Raw genomic sequence first — 18,887 nt, forward strand, 5'->3', positions numbered from 1 at the left:
CCATTCCATTAATGATTGGCATTGCTCGCTTTATTAATAATTGAGGAGACTCAAGTGTTAGTGATGCTTGATGGACATCTTCACTGTACTTAAAAGATTTTTTAGCTGATACTTTTCACTTTTGTTGCGTTAATGTTTTTGATTCCTGCTTTTTTATGCAACCACTCGTAAATGATTGGGATGATAATAAAGCTGTTGATTGTCGATGTTACCATACCGCCAATTACGACAATGCCGAGAGTTTGAGAAATTACGGTATCTGCATTATGAGAAAAGGCAAGTGGTAACAAAGTAAGAACTGTTGCGGCTGCTGTCATTAAAATCGGTCTGATCCTAGAAAGACTTCCACTTAAAACCGCTTCTTTAACCAGCATGCCTTCTTTTCTATTTTTTTCAATTTTATCAATTAACACAATACCATTTGTTACTACAATACCAGTAAGCATCAGAATACCAATTAATGCTGCTAAATTCCATTCTCCGTTGAATAGAATTAATGCTATTACGACACCACTTAAAGCAAGTGGGATGCTTAAAAGTACTGATAATGGTGCTCTCCATCCTTTGAAGATAGAAGAGGTAATAAGTAATACTAAAAGGATAGAAAATGCAACGGCAACAGACATATCGAAAATCATTTGTTTTACTTGTTCAGTGATTCCTCCCAATGAATACGTTACATCTTTAGGAAGTTTCATGCTGCTTAGAGCCTTGTCTGCTTGGCTTGACACTTTACTAATATCATTTGATGTAATCTGTGCTGTCACAAGGGAGAATGGTTGACCATCTCTTTCGCTAATAGTAGAAGGAGAGGTATCCTTTGAAACTTTACCTAACTGATCAAAACGAACCATTTCGCCATTTGTTCCTTTAAAAGTTTCAGAAGCAAGAGATGCTAAAACATCATCCGCAGAAGCATTTAACGTTATAGTTGAATTTGTTCCTGTTGCAATCTGATCTAAATATTGATCCACAGGAAGTGCTTTATGGTCAACCGTAATCGTTGCATCTTTAGATGAAGACATATAACGATTAATGACCGTTAGAATGTCAGTAATTTTTATACCTTTATCATGAATTGCTTTTTGGTCAAATGTAACTTTGTATTTTGGTGAACCATTTGTTAAATCCACTTTTCCATCTACACTTAGGTTCACAATTTTTGATAAGTTCGTTCTTGCTTCTTGAGCTACTTGATCCAATGTTGCTTGGTTTGGACCTGTAAATAAGATACGCATTTGTGAATCATCACCAGAAATGTTCTGGCTTGTTACGGTATAAATAACATTTTTAGATATCGTTGGAAGCAAAGTTTGTAATTGTTTAATCACAGAATCCGCATCCTTGTCGTTTTTCAACACAACAGATAAATTTGCGACATTTGGATAGGTGATAAAACCTCCACCTTGGTCAAACACGTCATCACTTTGTGGTGTCATCGTCGAACCAAAATTTGCTGAATAAGCATCGACTTTTGGATTTTCCTTTAATGCTTTTTCGATTTTTTGTACTTCAGAATCTACTTGAATTAACGTGCTTCCTTTAGGTAATTCAGCCTTGATGGCAATTTGTCCAATTTTTCCACTAGGCAATAAACTTACTGGAAGAAATGCAGAATAGATGCCTGCACCTAAAAAGACTAAGATCGAAACAATAATCATCGCTTTTTTATGTTTAAAAGCAGATTGTAATAGTGGTTTCATTGTCGAATCTAGTTTGACCGTTTGTTTTGTAGAATTTCCACCTTTCCATCCCATAAAAGCAAGAGCAGGGATGACAAGCATTGCTACAAAGAAAGATATGACGAGTGCAATCACAACGGACCAAGCAAATCCGCTATACGATGCACTGATTACTCCCCCAACAAAGGCGATCGGAATATAAACAGCAATGGTCGTTAACGTAGAACCCAATATCGCAGGAATCATTTCAACCACTGATGATGCAAGAATGGAAAGTAAGGATATATCTTTCGATTCTTCCCGTTTTCGATACATGTTGTCTAAAATAACAATCGAATCATCTACAATACGACCCATAGCTACAATCAAACCTGAAACCGTTAAAATGTTTAATGTGATACCCATTGACTTTAAGAAAGCAGTTGTGGCTAACAATGAAATTGGCAGCGAAATCGCAATTAAAAATGTGGATCTTACATTTCGGAAAAAGAAGAACACACAAATCATTGAGAATAGGCAGCCAAGTAGGCCTTCTCTAACTAATCCGAAAAGAGAGCTGTTTAATTCTTTTTCACGGTCAAGTAAAACTTGGAAAGAAACATCTTTTGGATTTACCGTATCCAAGTGAAGATGTGAAACACGGTCCTTTACTTGATCTGCAACATCTGTGATATTTGCTGATGGTGTTTTGATTACATTTAAAGTAACACTTGGCGTTCCATTTGTTCTGGAGACGGTTTTAACGTCATTTAAGGAATGCGTTATGGTACCAAATGATGAAACAGGAATTATTTTCCCTTCCTTATTCTTAATCGTTGCGTTTTCCATTTGCTGCTCAGTTAATGGTAACCCATCAAAAGATACTGGGATTGATAATTGGTTGTTTACAATATTCCCCTGTGGCATGGATGGAACAGCCAAAGCAAACGATTTATTCACATCATCCAATGTTAATCCGTTTTTCACTAGGTCTTTCATGCGGACAGTTAATACATATCCATCTTTTGCTCCCCCAATTGCGGATACCTCCGCTACACCAGGGACAGATTTTAATTGTTTAACAATTTCCTGTGTTGCAGTGGAACGTAGTGTTTGTTCATCCAATGTTGAGCTTGTTAAACTGTATGTCAAAATTGGGAATGAACTAGTTGTTAATCTTGTTATCGAAGGAGTGCTCGTAATAGTTGACGGAAGATCTGCATTTGCCAAGGCTTTGTTTACTTGATCTTCTGCTTGCTTCATGTCTGTATTCATTGGAAAATACAAACTCATAAATAATCCACCGTCATAAGAAGTGGTTTCAACATTGGATAAACCATCCACTGTTTTGACGGCACTTGATAAATTATCTGTCACTTGCTGTTTTACCTGAGCTGCTTGATATCCTGGTACCCTCATACTAACTGAAAGGGTCGTATTGTTAATCCCAGGCAAATAATCTCTTTGCATCTGGTAAGCAGATATACCGCCCCAACCCAAAATGATGACAACACACACAATCATAAGAATGCCTCTTTGCATGGTTGCCTCTACGAATTTTTTCATTGCTTTACCTCCCCCATCTTTTATATAAAATTAACCCCAATAACTTTATCGTTTTCTGTCGTGAATTCAAGAATGGTATTGCAATCTAATTGGGCAATTTAAAGTTTACAAAACAAACTTGTACGCTCCCTTAATAAAAGATTAATTTTTCATTAAAATGGAAAATGAAAATTTGTTCTTCACTTTGTTTTTATTTGCTTGTTTTTTTCGAATAACGGAAGGATATATAGAAAATGCTACTTAAATGGGGAAGATTTGTCTTTGTTAGGAGGGCTACCTTGTTAAATCATATGGTAAAGGCTATACCTAATTTATTTACGATTGGAAATTTATTGTGCGGTGTTCTTTCAATTACCTCTAATATGAGTGGCTTTTTTGAACTAGCCTCCATTTTTATTTTCTTATCAGCTGTTTTAGATCTTCTTGACGGAAGAATAGCGAGAAAATTAAAAGTGAATAGTGAATATGGCGTAGAATTAGATTCTTTAGCTGATATTGTTAGCTTCGGAGTTGCTCCTGCACTTCTATTTCATTCGATAGCAGCGCCATCCATTTTAACTTCATTGGCATTTATCCTTTTCCCAACAATGGGGGCATTAAGATTAGCTAAATTTAGTGTTAAACCAACCATTGGGTATTTTAAAGGATTACCTATTCCAGCTGCGGGATTGCCATTGGCTGGTATGGGATTATTTTTATATAGCAATGCATGGATCACTTTAATCCTTGCTCTCTTAATGGTGAGTCCAATTAGGGTTAAAAAACTTTAATTTTATTATCCGATGTAAAAAAGCTAGTAACCTTTTCATAAAGGCAATAGCTTTTTTATTTTATCCATTATCCTTTTTGTTCTCTTAATACAAGATTAATAATTCATTAAGATGGAAAATGAAATCATTTATCGTGCTACATTGTATTTAGAACTAGAGTTGATGGATTATTTATTTTAGTGTTTTTTAAATAACGGAGGCATTTATATGTCATACTTAATCACTTTATTTGAACAGCACAGTTATCTGATTCTATTTTTAGGAATCTTTTTAGAACTTATGGCCCTGCCTATTTCAGGCGAATTTCTAATGAGCTACGCCGGGTATTTTGTATTTCAGGGAAAAATGAATTACCTTTTGGCTCTCATGACAGTCTTTGTTTCAGGCGGTGCAGGAATTACTGTAACCTATTGGATTGGAAAGGCAGGGGGATATAAACTTATCGAAAAATACGGAAAATATATCCATCTAGGACCTGAAAGATATAAAAAAACATCCGTTTGGTTTGAACGTTCAGGTAGTAAATTGCTGGTCTTTGCTTATTTCATTCCAGGGATTAGGCATTTCACTGGTTATATTTCGGGGATTTCTAGAATGCCTTTTCGAAAATTTATTATTCCTGCATATATAGGTTCATTTTTATGGGGATTCTGTTTTATTACATTAGGAAAAGTATTGGGACCTCGCTGGGAGGTTTTCCATCATGCAGCAAGTAAATATTTTGTGATTTTTATTATTGTTATAGCAGTATTACTAGCAGGGTATTTAGTCTATCGGTTTAATAAAAATCAAATTAAGTCATTATTTATTAGTTTGTTAACTTGGTTAATTAATCGACTAAAAACCATAAGAAAAACAGAGATCTTTCTTACTTTTCTCACTTTAGTTTTAATTGGTATGGTGACCTTGATGCTAGGAATGGCTCAAGACTATTTATTTAATGAGTTTACTCAGTTTAACGAAATAGCTGAATATATGGTTAAGTCTGTTATATATATGAGTTGGATGAAAGGGTTTCTAGTATTTCAATCTCCGTATGCTATTGGTGCAATGATCGGCATAACCATCATCCGTATTTGGAGAAAAGGAAAGAACAGGATCCTAGAGTATCTTCTTCTCATCGTTTCAATTTTAGGAGCTAGGCTGTTTCATGAATCCATCCTGCAGATTTTTTCCCATCTACAAACAATAGGGTTTGTAGGAAAATTTCATTCCGATAATTTTCCTGATATAAGTTCCACTTTAACAATCATTGTTTATGGGACATGCATATTTTTACTTGTTCGCCATCCAAAAACGAATATACCGCCAGTATTAGGCCCTTTATTTACTTTAGTTTTATTAATGGGGTTAACCATAGCAAATATTGCATCCACTGAAAAACTCCCGAGTGATTTTGTTGGGGGTTATGTTTATGGTGGTGTCTGGATATTTTTTAACTTCTTGTTTTTTGAAATGATACGACTTGTATTGGAAAAAAATAAAAATGAATACATTTAAAGTCATCATGGTTAAGAGAAAATTTCAAACAAACAAAAACCCCCATATCTACAAAAGTAGGTAAGAGGGTTTTTGTCTGTTACATGCCAGTCCTAATTCATTAGAGTTACGGTTTTTTCCTCAAAGTATTTATTCATAAGTAAATTAAGTCTGATTGAAAGTGTAATATATTCGGAACTGCTTGGACCTATTTGATTATATATTTCGCTTAGTTTCGTTTTAAGAGTAACTATTTCCTGTAAAAGTTCCATGTTTTCATTTTGAGCAGATTCGATTGCTTCCATCATACACCTCGTAAAATAATATTTTTTTCCAACAATGGTTTGGAAGGCATGATGACTTGATTCCTTATTCTTCATCTTCTAATGATAATACGATTCCAATCCCATTCTGATAGTAACATAGTGGATTTTTCATGTGAACAGGGAATGAAATAGTAAAAATATTTGAAAAAAGGTAAATAATATTGGTATATCAAGTGTTCTCCAATAGCAATTTGTAACCGCTTGAAAATAAACAAATACTGAATTTAGCTTATTTCGATTCACTGCGAACAAGTTATATTGTAATAACATTAAAATTAAAATAAAAATATTTTAAAAATTGAAAATAACTTAGATGAGGCATCAAATCTGGTTAAAGCTTTTTATAAAAAAATATCCGGCAAGATGCCGGATCTACAAAAAATATATTATAAGGGGGTCATGAAAAAGAAAAAGTTAAATGTTGTCCTCTTCATGTATTTATCTTACTACTTAATCATGAACAAACTATGAATAAACCGTTTAGATTTTATTAAAAAAGTTAAATTCAAACCTATTTATGGGAATAGGCTCTGCTACTAGCTCGTTAGATACCGTTTGCTAGGATTGTTACAAATGCGCTTAGTATAATAGTTCCTATGGCTATAAAACTATAAGTAAGGTTCTTTTTGCGCTTTTTCTTTTCCAGAATTTCCTCTGTGGTGAGCCAGTAATTTTTTGACATCTATTTTACTCCTTTATGCCATTATAAAAATTCACTAAATTCCTGATGTTTATCTGTTTTTCCAAAATGATATTATACTATAATTTTTAAAAGATGGAAAGTGGATTTTAGGTAGTGAATTTATGGATGCTGATGGGTAAATTTATTCTAGTCTATAAATGTGATCCTTGGGTTGGTGTACACGACCTTATGTGAATAAGAGGGGGGGGGGGCACTTTGTCATATCCAGAGCTCAGCAGCTTCATTGGCAGGCATCCCATTAGTTTTTTACATAAGAATTGGTGGGTATTTCGCCTAATTTATAGGTAAAATAAGCTCCCTTATTTTCTTTTAGCATAGTATGCAAAAGAAAGTAGGTGAAAGCATGGCATTAGGTTCACAAGGTATGATGTCATTCCCCGGAATGGGAATGAGTGGTTCCCCAGGAATGGGCGGTTTTCCAGGAATGGGGATGAGCGGTTCCCCAGGAATGGGAATGGGCGGTCATCCAGGAATGGGGATGGGCGGTTTTCCAGGAATGGGAATGAGCGGTTCCCCAGGAATGGGAATGGGCGGTTTTCCAGGAATGGGGATGAGCGGTTCCCCAGGAATGGGAATGGGCGGTCATCCAGGAATGGGGATGGGCGGTTTTCCAGGAATGGGAATGAGCGGTTCCCCAGGAATGGGAATGGGCGGTTTTCCAGGAATGGGAATGAGCGGTCATCCAGGCATGGGGATGGGCGGTTTTCCAGGAATGGGAATGAGCGGTCAACCAGGCATGGGGATGGGCGGTTTTCCAGGAATGGGAATGGGCGGTCAACCAGGAATGGGGATGAGCGGTTCACCAGGCATGGGAATGGGCGGTCAACCAGGCATGGGGATGGGCGGTTTTCCAGGAATGGGAATGAGCGGTTCACCAGGAATGGGAATGGGCGGTCAACCAGGAATGGGGATTGGCGGTTTTCCAGGAATGGGAATGAGCGGTTCACCAGGAATGGGAATGGGTGGTCAACCAGGAATGGGGATGGGCGGTTTTCCAGGAATGGGGATGTAGCTGTTTCTCTAGAAAGGGTATACGGCTAATCTTTAACGAAAACCAAAGTTATCAATAACACCATTCAAGTATTCCAACGAGTAAGGAAACCAAGGCAATCATAAAGAATGATTCGTATAAGGTAATTATTACATCAATAGACAAGAAGGAAACTGTGATTACATCTAATTGATAGGTGGGGATCTGCCTCCGCTCAGTTAAAGCGGTAAAGTAGAAAAGCTTCTAGTGTGGACTAGAAGCTTTTTGCTGTGTCATATCAATTTTCTGAAAAATTAAGTTCAATATCAGGTTGATTATTTACATATATTGTCTAATTGTACAAAACACATAAATTTTCGTACAAAATCCTCTGAAAATGGCACAAAAGGTGTTTAAAAATGCACAAAACCCTCCTAAAAATACACAAATCAAAATTTCTTGATAAAAAGATCTATTTCAGCCTTACAAAGAGTCTTAATTACAACCAAAAAAACCCCAACTCGGGAGGTTTAGCGGGTCTGACCACCAGTTTGTTATATTGATAGTTACGACTGAAAAATGTATAATATTTACAATAACAGCTAATTAGGAAGTGGTCGGATGAAATTAAAGAGCTTTATAGTTACTTTTGGTTCATTTGTATTTACGGTAGGACTGCTTTACCTAGTTGGACATATGTTTACTATTCCATGGTTAATGTTCCATCACGAATATACAGATAACGCAAATGGTTTCTTTATTTCAGCTGGTTCGTTGACTCCGCTTGTTATCGGGTTGATTATTAGCTTTTTGGCAGAAAAAATTTACATTTACAAGTCCCGAAAAAAACTTGGTTAATCATGCCAAGTTTTTTTGTATGTCATTATTATGTTTTTAATTTAAGTTTATAGGAACTATTTTTCTAGCTCTAAATGGTCAAACGCAGCTGTTTTATATGCTCTGCTTAAGGTATGAGCTTAAAATTGTAAGAACCATCAACGATAATAAAGGGTACCTCTTTAGGTATATTTAGACACAACGGCAGTAAAAATTTTTTCTTTGAACTTCTAGCAGGCGGTGTTCCTTTGGGTATGACAACAGACCCCTTCCGATAATGGTCGAGGATATCCTGAATATGAAAAAAATCCTTTTCTCCGACTCTCTCAAAAGGCATCCCGTTTTTACAGAATCCCACCAATTTCTCTTTTGTGATCCGCAACGTTGTGAGGACGATAGCTTCAGTTACATATTCTTCTAGGGTCCGTCCTTTTTTATCAATAAAGTCACTCTCTAACCATTCCTGCGAAGGTTGATAGGACTCCAGCCATTTCAATATCTCGCTTTCCAAAAACCTATATTCATTTCCAATTATATATAGTAGAAAAATGTTCCTTATATCTATCTTAATTGAGTTTAGAGGTGAAAAATCGGCTCAATTATAAACAAATGAGAAATGTTTCATGATAAGGTTGTTGCAAGAGGCCTTGTTATGGACAATTTACAGGATGGTCATTAGTTTAGATAGTGTTGGTAAATTTGAAAGGCTGAAATCAATAAAGTGAGGTTTATGAATGATTTTTACCTATGCTATTACACAAGATAATCAGTTGATAAAAGAAGTAAAGTTGGAGGATCTAAGGTCAGATCGGTTTAAATTTTATTGGGTGGATTTTGAGGAACCAACTATTGTGGAAACGAAGTTGTTAAGTGAATTTTTCCACTTTCATCCCTTGGCGATTGAGGATTGTCTGCATTTTATCCAGCGCCCCAATATGAATTATTATGATGGAGTTCTTTTCTTTGTTTTACATTCATTAAGTAAAACAATAAGGTGCGAGGAGATAGATGTTTTTGTAGGAGAAAACTATGTCGTGTCCTTTCATAAGGAGAAGGATGAGGCGATAGATATGGTTAAGCAAAAATTATTTGCAAGTAAGGAAATGGAAAAGGTTGGACCGTTATTTGTTCTACATAGCATTATTGATGAATTAGTGGATTGCTATTTTCCAATTTTGCATCAAATTGAGGATAAACTAAATGAATATGAAGAGAAGGAAGCCAGCAGCAAAAAAATCATTGAAGAGGTTTATGAGATTCGCAGAGAACTGATTCGGTTGCGAAAATCGATCATTCCGATGAGAGATTTGTTATATCGGATGATAAACTCGAAGCGGATTCAGGAAACAAAGCAAATTCATCATTATTTTTCCGATATTTATGATCACTTGATGAAGTTAACGGATATGGTTGCGTCTAATCAAGACGTTACTTCTGATATGAGGGAGAATTACATGTCCATTCAATCCAATCGCATGAACTCCATTATGATGACACTTACCGTTATAACAACCATTTTTATGCCACTTACATTTATTGTAGGCGTGTACGGAATGAATTTTGATCATATGCCAGAGTTACATTGGCAATACGGCTATTTTATCACTCTAGGAGTTATGGCGATCATTGTAATTGTAATGATTTTTTGGTTTTACAAAAAAGGCTGGTTATTTAAAAAATAACTATCATCCAACTTGCAGCGCCCTTGGGAAACGTCTCGCCAGACTCACATCCCGGGGGTTTTATTTCATTACCTAATCTAATGGATATGTTTTCTCATTCTCGGTTATAAACATTCGCAGCTAGTACCTATTATTTCTATTATTCAAACTCCAATTGTTCTAAAATTCCATTTTATATTTTCGACATAATGTATGAGTTTTTTTATAAGCAAATTCTCTTTCCCTTCTTCCATTTCACCTACTAATTTAACGACAACTTTTCCTTCAACTCATTCCTTTATGAATATAATTTATCGAAGCACTCAGTTTCTTGATAATTCTACCATGTGGTTGTTTTTTTGTGAGGATGTTGAGTTTCTTTAAAATACGCCATGTAGTTATTATAAAAATGTGTATTGACAATTGGTTAAATAGAGGTATACTAAAATCATAAGGTACCTTAGTAGACAAGTGGACAACTTAGAAATACTGTGATGCGTTTAGTTAATGTCTAAAAAAAGTAAGTCAAAATTTAATGAGGTGGCTGGTATGAAAGATTGTAGTGTTGAAGAATTAAAGCAAAAAGCGATTGAGCTTAGAAAAACGGCTATTACGATGATTCATGAAGCAAAATCTGGGCATCCAGGTGGTTCCCTATCAGCAGCTGATGTAGTAGCGGCACTTTATTTTAGGGAAATGAACATTGATCCGGCTAATCCCCAATGGGAAGACCGTGACCGGTTTGTTTTATCAAAAGGGCATGTTTGTCCTATTCAATATTCAGCATTAGCTTTACGAGGGTATGTTCCGTACGAAACCATTTACACGTTAAGACAGTATGGCTCTCCATTTCAAGGTCATCCCGATATGAAAAAGTGCCCTGGCATTGATATTTCTACTGGGTCTCTAGGACAGGGACTTTCTTGTGCAGTTGGAATGGCTCTAGGAGGAAAAAGAGATTCAAAGGATTATAGAGTTTTCGCTATTGTAGGAGATGGAGAGTGTCAAGAAGGACAAATATGGGAAGCGGCACAAAGTGCGGTTAAGTATCAATTAGATAATTTAGTTGTATTTGTTGATGATAATGGATTGCAAATTGATGGTACAACGGATGAAATTATGCCTAATCAAGATTTAGAAAAAAAGTTTCAAGCCTTTGGTTTTGAAACAAGAAGAATTGATGGACATTCAATGGAAGAGATCGTTCACACATTAGATGATATAAGAGAAGCAAAAAATGGAAAACCGAAATGCATCGTATGCGACACGATAAAAGGTAAGGGCGTATCCTTTATGGAAGATGTTTGTGGTTGGCATGGTGTTGCTCCAAATGATGCTGAGTATCTTCATGCAATAGAAGAAATTGCTGGGGGGTTAAAATAATGAGTGTTATCGAAAAGGATGTTTTCCAGAAAAAAGCTACCAGAGAAGCCTTCGGTGATGAAATTGTAAAATTAGGAAAAAAGAATAAAAATATTTATGTTGTTGATATTGATATTGGCAAGTCATGTAAGACGACAGAATTCGCAAAGCAATTACCTAATCAGCATGTTAATGTTGGGATTGCTGAGCAAAATGGTGCTGGATTAGCTGCAGGATTAGCGACAACTGGCAAAATTCCTTTTGTAAGCACTTACGCAGTATTTGGTTCATTAAGAATGGCTGAGCAGATTCGACAAGAAATTTGTTACCCCAACTTAAATGTAAAAATTGCTTGTTCTCATGGGGGACTTACGCCAGCTAATGATGGTGCAAGTCATCAAAGTATAGAGGACATGGGAGTGCTAAGAACGATTCCAAATATGACAGTCATTATGGGTGCTGACTATTATTCTACTAGAAAATTAGTAGAGCAAGCGGCAGAAATATATGGTCCGGTCTACCTTCGTTTTACTAGAGATACCGTTCCAATTTTATATGATGAAAATGAAGAGTTTACCATTGGGAAAGCAAAGAAAATCAAGGATGGTCAGGATATTGCGATTATTGCGAATGGTGATACCGTCTATCTCGCATTAGAAGCAGCAAAGGAATTAGAAAAAGAGGGGATTTCCGTTAAGCTATTAGACATGCATACGATTAAACCTCTCGATCGAGAAGCGGTCGTGGAATGTCTAACGATTGGCAAGATCATTACGGTTGAAGATCATAATATTTTAAATGGTCTGGGAAGTGCCGTGTGTGAAGTAGTTGCGGAAGAAGGAAAGGGTATTGTGAGAAGAATTGGGGTTCAAGATCAGTTCGGACAATCTGCACCCTATGAAAAATTGTTAGAGCTTAACGGAATTACGATAGAAGATATTGTAAGAACAGCAAAGGAAATGCTTTAGTAAGGAATAATAAATCAGGAAGAGGGAGTAAACAATGTTTGAATTAAATAATAGAGTAGCAATCGTTACTGGCAGCGGATCCAAAAAGGGGATAGGACGTACGATCGCTTTAACCCTTGCCAAACAGGGAGCATCCGTTGTTGTTGCTGATATAAATATGGACGGAATTCAAGATACGGTTCATGCGATTACAGAAGCTGGTGGAACAGCTTTAGGGATCGAGTTAAATGTTACCAGCAAAGAATCTAATGATGCCATGGTTGAAAAGGTTCTCCAAACCTATGGCAGGATTGATATTCTTGTCAATAATGCAGGGATTTCACAAAAAGTCACTGTTCAAGAGATGACACTTGAGGACATAACAAGAGTCTTTAATGTTAACATGTTTGGATTATTTTTATGCACCCAATCGGTACTTGAAACGATGAAAAAACAAAAGTATGGCAGAATCGTGAGCCTTTCTTCTGTTTCAGCCAAACGAGGAGGAGGAGTATTTGGAGGCCCGCACTATTCAGCCTCAAAGGCTGCTGTATTAGGATTCTCCAAGAACCTTGCTCGCGAGGTTGCACTGGATGGTATTACAGTAAACTGTGTAGCACCAGGACTTGTTAATACGGACATATGGAAATCGCTTCCTGAAGATCAGGCAAAGGAAATTGTAGCAGGAATCCCTATGGGAAGACCTGGTGAAACGAAGGAAATTGCAGCAACCATCGCATTCTTAGTTTCAGAAGAAGCATCCTATATTACTGGTGAAGAAGTAGATATAAACGGTGGTTCGCACATGGATTAGTCTACATAGTTATCCTTTACAGGCATTCCAAACTGGTATGCCTGTATTAGCATTATATAGGAATAAGGAAATTTCAATAATAATCAGATTTTGTTAAAAATGTTTCCTTTAAACCAATGCTTGATTCCGATATCAGGATGAAGTGTGGTTGCCCTTTCAAATATATATATATATAATTATTTATATCTAATTACCTAAAATATAATGAACAATATATAGAGAGAAGTGGTTATTATTAATTTTAATCCAGTATCTAGCAAAAAATTATACATGCAAATTTATAATCAAATTCTTTCAGAAATCCAATCAGGTTCATTTAAAATAGGTGATAAGCTGCCAGCTGAAAGAGAGCTATGTGAACAGTTTGGTGTAAGCCGTGCACCTATTAGACAGGCCCTTAGTGCATTGGAATTGAATGGGGTTATTTATTCCCGTCAAGGCGAAGGTGCTTTTGTTAAAAGTAATCATACTGTAGCTGAAAATTCTCAATCCGCCATCTTTTTTGAATCCATCACTCCAGAGGACATTGTTGAAGCAAGGATGAATATCGAGCCTCTGATTGTTAGATATGCAGCCGAAAGGGCTACTGATGATGACATAGAGGAGCTTCGTTCGACCATCAAAAAGATGGAGGAAGAAACCAAGGCGGGTGTATATGTACCAGAAACAGATGAGAAATTACATAATAGTATTGCAAAGGCCTCTCATAATGATTTATTTATTAACATTATGGCGGCTATTAGTAATGCTATGAAACAACAAGAAATGTGGAAATTTATTCGAGACCGAACCGTAACTCGACCAGACTATCGAGACGTTAATTTTAAAGAGCATCAATTACTTATTAAAGCAATTGAGGATCACAACGAAATAGAAGCAGTTGAAATTATGACGAAACATATGCAAAACTTATATGATCGATATTGGAAAGATTAAACGGGAAAGTTCCGTGCCCATAAACAGAATGTAAATTGAAACTTACACTTTAAATCCCCTACCTAAAAAATGGTGGGGGATTTTTATTTTTCATTAGATTCATTTCAATAATCTTATTGACAAACAATTCAACTAAAAGTATATTACTAATATAAGGTACCTTAGTAGACAAGTAACCAAGATGACAAGAATGAAGCAGGGGGAGTGTAAAAAATTTCATCGGTTAAAAAAGGGGGAAGATGATGAGAGCAGCAGTCATTGATAAACCATTCTCAGTAGAATTACAAGAGGTTGGCATCCCAGATATCAAGCTAGCGAATGAAGTCAAGATCCAAGTCAAAGTAACTGGAATATGCGGTTCGGAAATTCATGCTTACCACGGAACCCATCCTTTTCGAATTCCACCTGTCATCTCAGGACATGAGGTTGCTGGTGTGGTAATCGAAATAGGTTCAGAAGTAAAAAGTGTCTCGGTGGGGGATCGCGTTACTGTTGAGCCCCATTATGGCTGTGGAGTTTGCAGACACTGTCAAGCCGGAAATTATCATATTTGTAAAGAAAAGAAGGTTTTAGGTACACAGGAATGGATCGGTTCCTTTGGTGAATTTATTGTTGTTCCGGAAAACACAATCGTAAAGTTGCCTGATAATGTATCCTTTGAACAGGGAGCCCTGATTGAGCCGCTTGCTGTTGGTGTCCATGCTGTTAGAAAGGCTAGAGTAGGTCTGGGCGATAAAGTGGCGATCCTAGGAGCAGGTCCAATTGGGTTGGGACTATTGCTAGCAGTAAAAAACTCAGGCGCAACCAAGATCTTTATAACAGATGCTGTGGATTTTAATTTAGATATTGCCAAAAAATTAGGGGCCACTTCTCCCATCCATACGATTCATGAGGATGCAGTTCAAAGAATTCTGGACGAGACCAATGGTGAGGGTGTAGATACAGTATTTATTGCGGTTGGAATCCAATCCGTGCTAAATGATTCTTTCAAAATGGTTAGAAGGGGCGGAAAGGTTTCTGAAGTTGCTCTTTTTGGAAAGAAACCAGAAATTGATATTTCCTACATTCAAAATAAGGAAATCCAATTAATCGGTTCCAATATGTATGTGAGAGATGATTTCGAGATTGCAGCGGAGGCCATAGCAGCCAATATGTTTGATACCTCTCTGCTCATTTCAAAGGTTGTGCCCATTGAAGATATCAAGAATGCCATGAAAATGGTTGATGAAAAATTAGAAAATGTGGTAAAAGTATTGCTGAAATTCTAATCTATCCTATACTGTATTGCTTTACATACTACTTGGTCTTTACTTTATCGTATAGTAAGATAAAAGTTATTATGGGAAAATATTTGAGGAATCGATCGGACATACCCCATCTTTTGTTCCGCTAAACCGAGTGGAATAAAAAGTATTTTTTGAAAGCGTTTTATGTAAGGGGTTGCGATATTTTTAATTCTCGAAATTTTTAAATCTTTTCTGGGAGATTCGTAGCTTCATTGTCAAAAGGAATTTGATAGACCATCAAACTCTAAATGAAAGCTTGTAAAAAGGAAGGCATGAACACATAAGGGGGAATTATTTTGGATCTACTACAATTAGAGCGTTCAACTACTAAAAAAGTTACGTTAAGATTAATCCCATTTCTATTTCTATGTTTTACAATATCGATACTTGATAGGGTAAATATTGGATTCGCTGCGCTGCAAATGAACGAAGATTTAGGTTTTTCTAATGCGGTTTTTGGATTTGGAGCAGGGATCTTTTTCCTTGGTTATTTCCTTTTAGAGGTACCAGGCAGCGCCATTATGACGAAAATTGGAGCTAGAAAATGGATTAGTAGAATCATGGTGACATGGGCTATAATTGCCGTTTTAATGGCCTTCGTACAAACTCCGATGCAATTTTATACAGCACGGTTTCTTTTAGGGGTTGCTGAAGCTAGTTTTTATCCATGTATGGTTTTTTATTTAAGTGGTTTTTATCAAACAAAACATCATGCCAAAGCGATTGCAGGGTTTATGGTGGCGATACCAGGTGCGAATGCCTTAGGTGCTCCACTCTCTACTTTCTTACTAGGAGCCGACTGGTTAGGTCTGGCTGGCTGGCAATGGCTGTTTATTATGGAAGCGATTCCAGCAGTCATCTTAGGTGTGGTATGTTTCTACTATCTTGATGATAAAATTGAAGATGTAAAATGGTTGAACAACGACGAGAAAAAATGGTTAATTGATGTTACAACAAAAGAGAAACTTGAAAAACAGAAAGTAAAACACTACACTTTCTGGCAAGCTTTAAAGGATCGTGACGTTCTCATCTTATCGGTAGGGTATTTTTGCTGGATGATTGGTTATTACGGAATTGTCATGTTTTTACCAACCATTTCTCAAGGATTAACGGAGACAACATCACTAAGTACCCAATCTATGGGTTGGGTTTTAGGGCTAATGTATGTTTGTGCCATGGTGACGATGATTCTAGTTGGTAACCATTCCGACAAGAAGAACGAGAGACGTTGGCATGTTGCGGCATGTTTAACAACAAGTGCCGTTGCAATGGTTATTAGCAGCTTAGTTGCAAATACCAGTATTGTATTATCCTTTGTTTTCCTAACAATCGCCTTATGTGGAGCATTTGGTGCCTACTCTCCATTCTGGTCCATTCCGCCATCTTTCTTAACGGAGGCCGCTGCCGCAGGGGCAATTGCACTCATCAACAGTGTAGGAAATCTTGGTGGATTCTTTGGACCATATATTGTGGGATATATTAAGGATACAACAGGATCCTTTAATCAGCGATGATTTTCTTAGGTGTCAGCATGATCATTAGCTCCTGTATTGTTGTTTTCTTGGTGAAACAGTCAGGAAGGGCTCTAAATAAGAATGACCTAAGTCTAAAAAAATCTAGTTAAAACAAAAATTTGATCATTCCATGATTCTACCTTAAATAAATTCCGGCGGTTATGTTTATCTGGCTGCTGGAATTTCCTTCTAACCTATTAAAATTCTTATTGTGTAAGAGGTGTATTGATAATGAATAAACTAGGGGTCTTAACAAGTGGTGGAGATGCCCCAGGAATGAATGCCGCTATTAGAGCAGTCGTAAAAGCAGCAAATTATTATCATATCGATGTAATGGGTATACAGTGTGGATATCAAGGTTTAATTGATGGTGAAATTCATCGATTAACTTCATCAGATGTAGAAAATATTGCTGATAGAGGCGGAACGATATTAAAAACGTCGAGATCCTCAGAATTCATGGAAGAAGCAGGAAGGAAAAAGGCTCTTAAGGTGTTAAAAAACTTTGATATAAATTCTTTGGTTGTAATAGGTGGGGAAGGATCTTTAAAAGGAGCCGAAAAATTACATGAACTAGGTATTAACGTGATCGGTATACCTGGAACGATTGATAATGATATGGCGTATACAGATTATTCCATCGGATTTGATACTACTTTAAATACCGTATTGGAGTGTATTGGTAAAATTAAAGATACAGATTTTTCCCATGATAAAACAACCATTGTCGAAGTGATGGGAAGATATTGTGGTGATTTAGCCTTATATTCAGCTTTAGCAGGCGGTGGAGAAATCATCTCCACTCCAGAAAGAAAACTTGATTTTGATACCATGTGTTCAAAACTAAGTTCAAGAATTAGTAGTGGGAAAAAGGATAACCTCGTCATCATAACAGAAAGAATGTATGATTTACAGGAATTACAACGCTATATTGAAGAGAAGTTAAACATTAGTGTAAGAACTACTGTATTGGGTTTCATACAAAGAGGCGGAAACCCATCAGCATTTGATCGGGTATTAGCAACCAAAATGGGAGTTACGGCCGTAGAACTGTTGGTGAATGGTCACTCAGGTCATACTGTAGGAATGAAAGAAAATAAAATCATCCATAGAGAACTTGAATATGTCCATGCCGAACGGGCTGATAAGCAGGATAAATATAGATTACTAGAAACGCTGTTGCACTAGGAAATAGCCATTAGATCAGGATTATTTTAATGGTTACCAAAAATGTTTTTATCAAACAAAAGTTAAGGGGGCAAACATTATGGTTGAGCAATTAATAGTAAAACAAGGTACCATCATATGTCAGGTATGTGGAGAAGTGATTGACATAGTTGATAGCCCAGAAGGCGTTAAAACATGGTATGGAATGTGTACGGATTGTTCTGAGGGGAAGAAAGAAGATTGATTTTGTTCTAGGAACTTTTAGGTTTTATATTTAGCTAAAGACGAGAGCAAGCTGCTCTTTGTCTTTTTTTATTGGGAGGGCACTTAAAAGCTCTTGATTCTTTTAACGGTTCCGGTCACGTAGACCCCTGCTACGTGACCCTCTCATCCTTCTTTGAACGGTTTCGGTCAGGTAGAGCCTTCCTACGTTGCTTTTTCCCTTTATTCCAAGAAAAAAGACAAAAAAGAGAGAGAATGCATGGATGCATTCTCTCTAAAATATGAACGAATTCAAACACATTTAGAAATGGTTCTCGAAGGACTTAAATTGAGGTATACGACTATTGCAATTAAATAAAGAAAGATCCGTAAGGAATCGATAAAATCCTATGTACGTGTGTTGTAAATATTGTGAAAAGGTCAACATAAGGATTTAGGGGGTTAGAATGTTTATCGTCTAATAATAACCTATTATATTCGTTAAGCAGTTTGTCTAGTTCTTGGCTGCAATAGATGGTTTCTTCATTTTGGAGTCCTTTTGACATTCCTAATTTAATCATTTCATTTTTTTTCTCTTTAATAGCAGCTTCATATTGTTCTAGTCTCATTGCCGATTACTCCTTATAAAATTTCAGTAAAATTTAGTAAAATTCAGTAAACGTAGAT

At 36.5% G+C, this 18,887-nt stretch carries 15 protein-coding genes and 1 pseudogene; 13 read left to right on the plus strand and 3 right to left on the minus strand.

From position 1 onward, the window contains the following. Positions 1-101 precede the first annotated feature (101 nt). Positions 102-3,227 carry an efflux RND transporter permease subunit gene (locus tag QF028_RS31080; RefSeq protein WP_429471475.1) on the minus strand — a complete coding sequence of 1,042 codons (3,126 nt, stop codon included), beginning with the start codon at positions 3,225-3,227 and terminating at the stop codon, positions 102-104. Positions 3,228-3,505: 278 nt separating this feature from the next. Between QF028_RS31080 and pssA the strand changes: the two genes are divergently transcribed. From pssA to QF028_RS31100, 4 genes are all read left to right on the plus strand, one after another. Beyond that, a complete protein-coding gene (gene pssA, locus QF028_RS31085; RefSeq protein ID WP_429471477.1) occupies positions 3,506-3,997 on the plus strand; it encodes a CDP-diacylglycerol--serine O-phosphatidyltransferase in 492 nt (163 codons plus the stop codon). A gap of 207 nt (positions 3,998-4,204) precedes the next feature. After that, positions 4,205-5,497, plus strand: coding sequence for a DedA family protein (locus QF028_RS31090; RefSeq protein ID WP_429471479.1), 1,293 nt, complete (start codon positions 4,205-4,207; stop codon positions 5,495-5,497). A 1,351-nt stretch (positions 5,498-6,848) separates the two neighbouring features. After that, the gene (locus QF028_RS31095; protein WP_429471481.1) at positions 6,849-7,517 is read left to right on the plus strand and encodes a hypothetical protein; all 669 of its coding nucleotides are present in this window, start codon (positions 6,849-6,851) and stop codon (positions 7,515-7,517) included. Between the two features lie 579 nt (positions 7,518-8,096). Next, positions 8,097-8,333 (plus strand): hypothetical protein, encoded by a 237-nt coding sequence (locus QF028_RS31100; RefSeq protein ID WP_429471483.1) that lies wholly within the window; start codon positions 8,097-8,099, stop codon positions 8,331-8,333. A 106-nt stretch (positions 8,334-8,439) separates the two neighbouring features. Here QF028_RS31100 and QF028_RS31105 read toward each other — a convergent pair whose 3' ends face one another. Then, complete coding sequence (locus tag QF028_RS31105; RefSeq protein WP_429471484.1) at positions 8,440-8,808, minus strand: hypothetical protein; 369 nt, start codon at positions 8,806-8,808, stop codon at positions 8,440-8,442. A 238-nt stretch (positions 8,809-9,046) separates the two neighbouring features. On the opposite strand from QF028_RS31105, the gene corA reads away from it, so the two are divergent. The 9 genes and pseudogenes from corA (at position 9,047) to QF028_RS31150 (ending at position 18,243) form a co-directional block, all read left to right on the plus strand. Beyond that, a complete protein-coding gene (gene corA / locus QF028_RS31110) occupies positions 9,047-9,994 on the plus strand; it encodes a magnesium/cobalt transporter CorA (RefSeq protein ID WP_429471486.1) in 948 nt (315 codons plus the stop codon). 486 nt (positions 9,995-10,480) lie between these two features. Beyond that, positions 10,481-11,356: a transketolase gene (locus QF028_RS31115; RefSeq protein ID WP_429471488.1), complete on the plus strand. Its 876-nt coding sequence runs from the start codon at positions 10,481-10,483 to the stop codon at positions 11,354-11,356. Further along, entirely contained in the window at positions 11,356-12,303 is a 948-nt protein-coding gene (locus QF028_RS31120) for a transketolase family protein (protein WP_429471490.1), read from the plus strand. Before QF028_RS31115 ends, QF028_RS31120 begins: the two co-directional genes overlap by 1 nt. A 34-nt stretch (positions 12,304-12,337) precedes the next feature. Continuing rightward, positions 12,338-13,096 (plus strand): SDR family NAD(P)-dependent oxidoreductase, encoded by a 759-nt coding sequence (locus QF028_RS31125; protein ID WP_429471492.1) that lies wholly within the window; start codon positions 12,338-12,340, stop codon positions 13,094-13,096. Between the two features lie 270 nt (positions 13,097-13,366). Next, a complete protein-coding gene (locus QF028_RS31130) occupies positions 13,367-14,032 on the plus strand; it encodes a FadR/GntR family transcriptional regulator (protein WP_429471494.1) in 666 nt (221 codons plus the stop codon). Between the two features lie 239 nt (positions 14,033-14,271). Continuing rightward, positions 14,272-15,300, plus strand: a complete 1,029-nt coding sequence (locus tag QF028_RS31135) for a zinc-dependent alcohol dehydrogenase (protein WP_429471496.1) — start codon at positions 14,272-14,274, stop codon at positions 15,298-15,300. Between the two features lie 314 nt (positions 15,301-15,614). After that, positions 15,615-16,942, plus strand: a pseudogene (locus QF028_RS31140) (MFS transporter). Positions 16,943-17,063: 121 nt separating this feature from the next. After that, entirely contained in the window at positions 17,064-18,020 is a 957-nt protein-coding gene (gene pfkA, locus QF028_RS31145) for a 6-phosphofructokinase (protein WP_429471498.1), read from the plus strand. Positions 18,021-18,099: 79 nt separating this feature from the next. Then, a complete protein-coding gene (locus QF028_RS31150; RefSeq protein WP_429471500.1) occupies positions 18,100-18,243 on the plus strand; it encodes a GapA-binding peptide SR1P in 144 nt (47 codons plus the stop codon). Positions 18,244-18,571: 328 nt separating this feature from the next. Here the strand turns inward: QF028_RS31150 and QF028_RS31155 are convergent, their stop codons facing one another. Then, a complete protein-coding gene (locus tag QF028_RS31155; RefSeq protein ID WP_429471502.1) occupies positions 18,572-18,829 on the minus strand; it encodes a Spo0E family sporulation regulatory protein-aspartic acid phosphatase in 258 nt (85 codons plus the stop codon). Between the last annotated feature and the right edge of the window lie 58 nt (positions 18,830-18,887).

Source organism: Neobacillus sp. B4I6 (genome assembly GCF_050434045.1).
Classification (GTDB): domain Bacteria; phylum Bacillota; class Bacilli; order Bacillales; family Cytobacillaceae; genus Neobacillus.

Coding starts and splice junctions, on each gene's coding strand:
- QF028_RS31080 (WP_429471475.1), bottom strand. CDS start 3,227: ATGAAAAAATTCGTAGAGGCAACCATGCAAAGAGGCATTCTTATGATT.
- QF028_RS31090 (WP_429471479.1), top strand. CDS start 4,205: ATGTCATACTTAATCACTTTATTTGAACAGCACAGTTATCTGATTCTA.
- QF028_RS31095 (WP_429471481.1), top strand. CDS start 6,849: ATGGCATTAGGTTCACAAGGTATGATGTCATTCCCCGGAATGGGAATG.
- QF028_RS31100 (WP_429471483.1), top strand. CDS start 8,097: ATGAAATTAAAGAGCTTTATAGTTACTTTTGGTTCATTTGTATTTACG.
- corA (WP_429471486.1), top strand. CDS start 9,047: ATGATTTTTACCTATGCTATTACACAAGATAATCAGTTGATAAAAGAA.
- QF028_RS31115 (WP_429471488.1), top strand. CDS start 10,481: ATGTCTAAAAAAAGTAAGTCAAAATTTAATGAGGTGGCTGGTATGAAA.
- QF028_RS31120 (WP_429471490.1), top strand. CDS start 11,356: ATGAGTGTTATCGAAAAGGATGTTTTCCAGAAAAAAGCTACCAGAGAA.
- QF028_RS31125 (WP_429471492.1), top strand. CDS start 12,338: ATGTTTGAATTAAATAATAGAGTAGCAATCGTTACTGGCAGCGGATCC.
- QF028_RS31130 (WP_429471494.1), top strand. CDS start 13,367: ATGCAAATTTATAATCAAATTCTTTCAGAAATCCAATCAGGTTCATTT.
- QF028_RS31135 (WP_429471496.1), top strand. CDS start 14,272: ATGATGAGAGCAGCAGTCATTGATAAACCATTCTCAGTAGAATTACAA.
- pfkA (WP_429471498.1), top strand. CDS start 17,064: ATGAATAAACTAGGGGTCTTAACAAGTGGTGGAGATGCCCCAGGAATG.
- QF028_RS31150 (WP_429471500.1), top strand. CDS start 18,100: ATGGTTGAGCAATTAATAGTAAAACAAGGTACCATCATATGTCAGGTA.
- QF028_RS31155 (WP_429471502.1), bottom strand. CDS start 18,829: ATGAGACTAGAACAATATGAAGCTGCTATTAAAGAGAAAAAAAATGAA.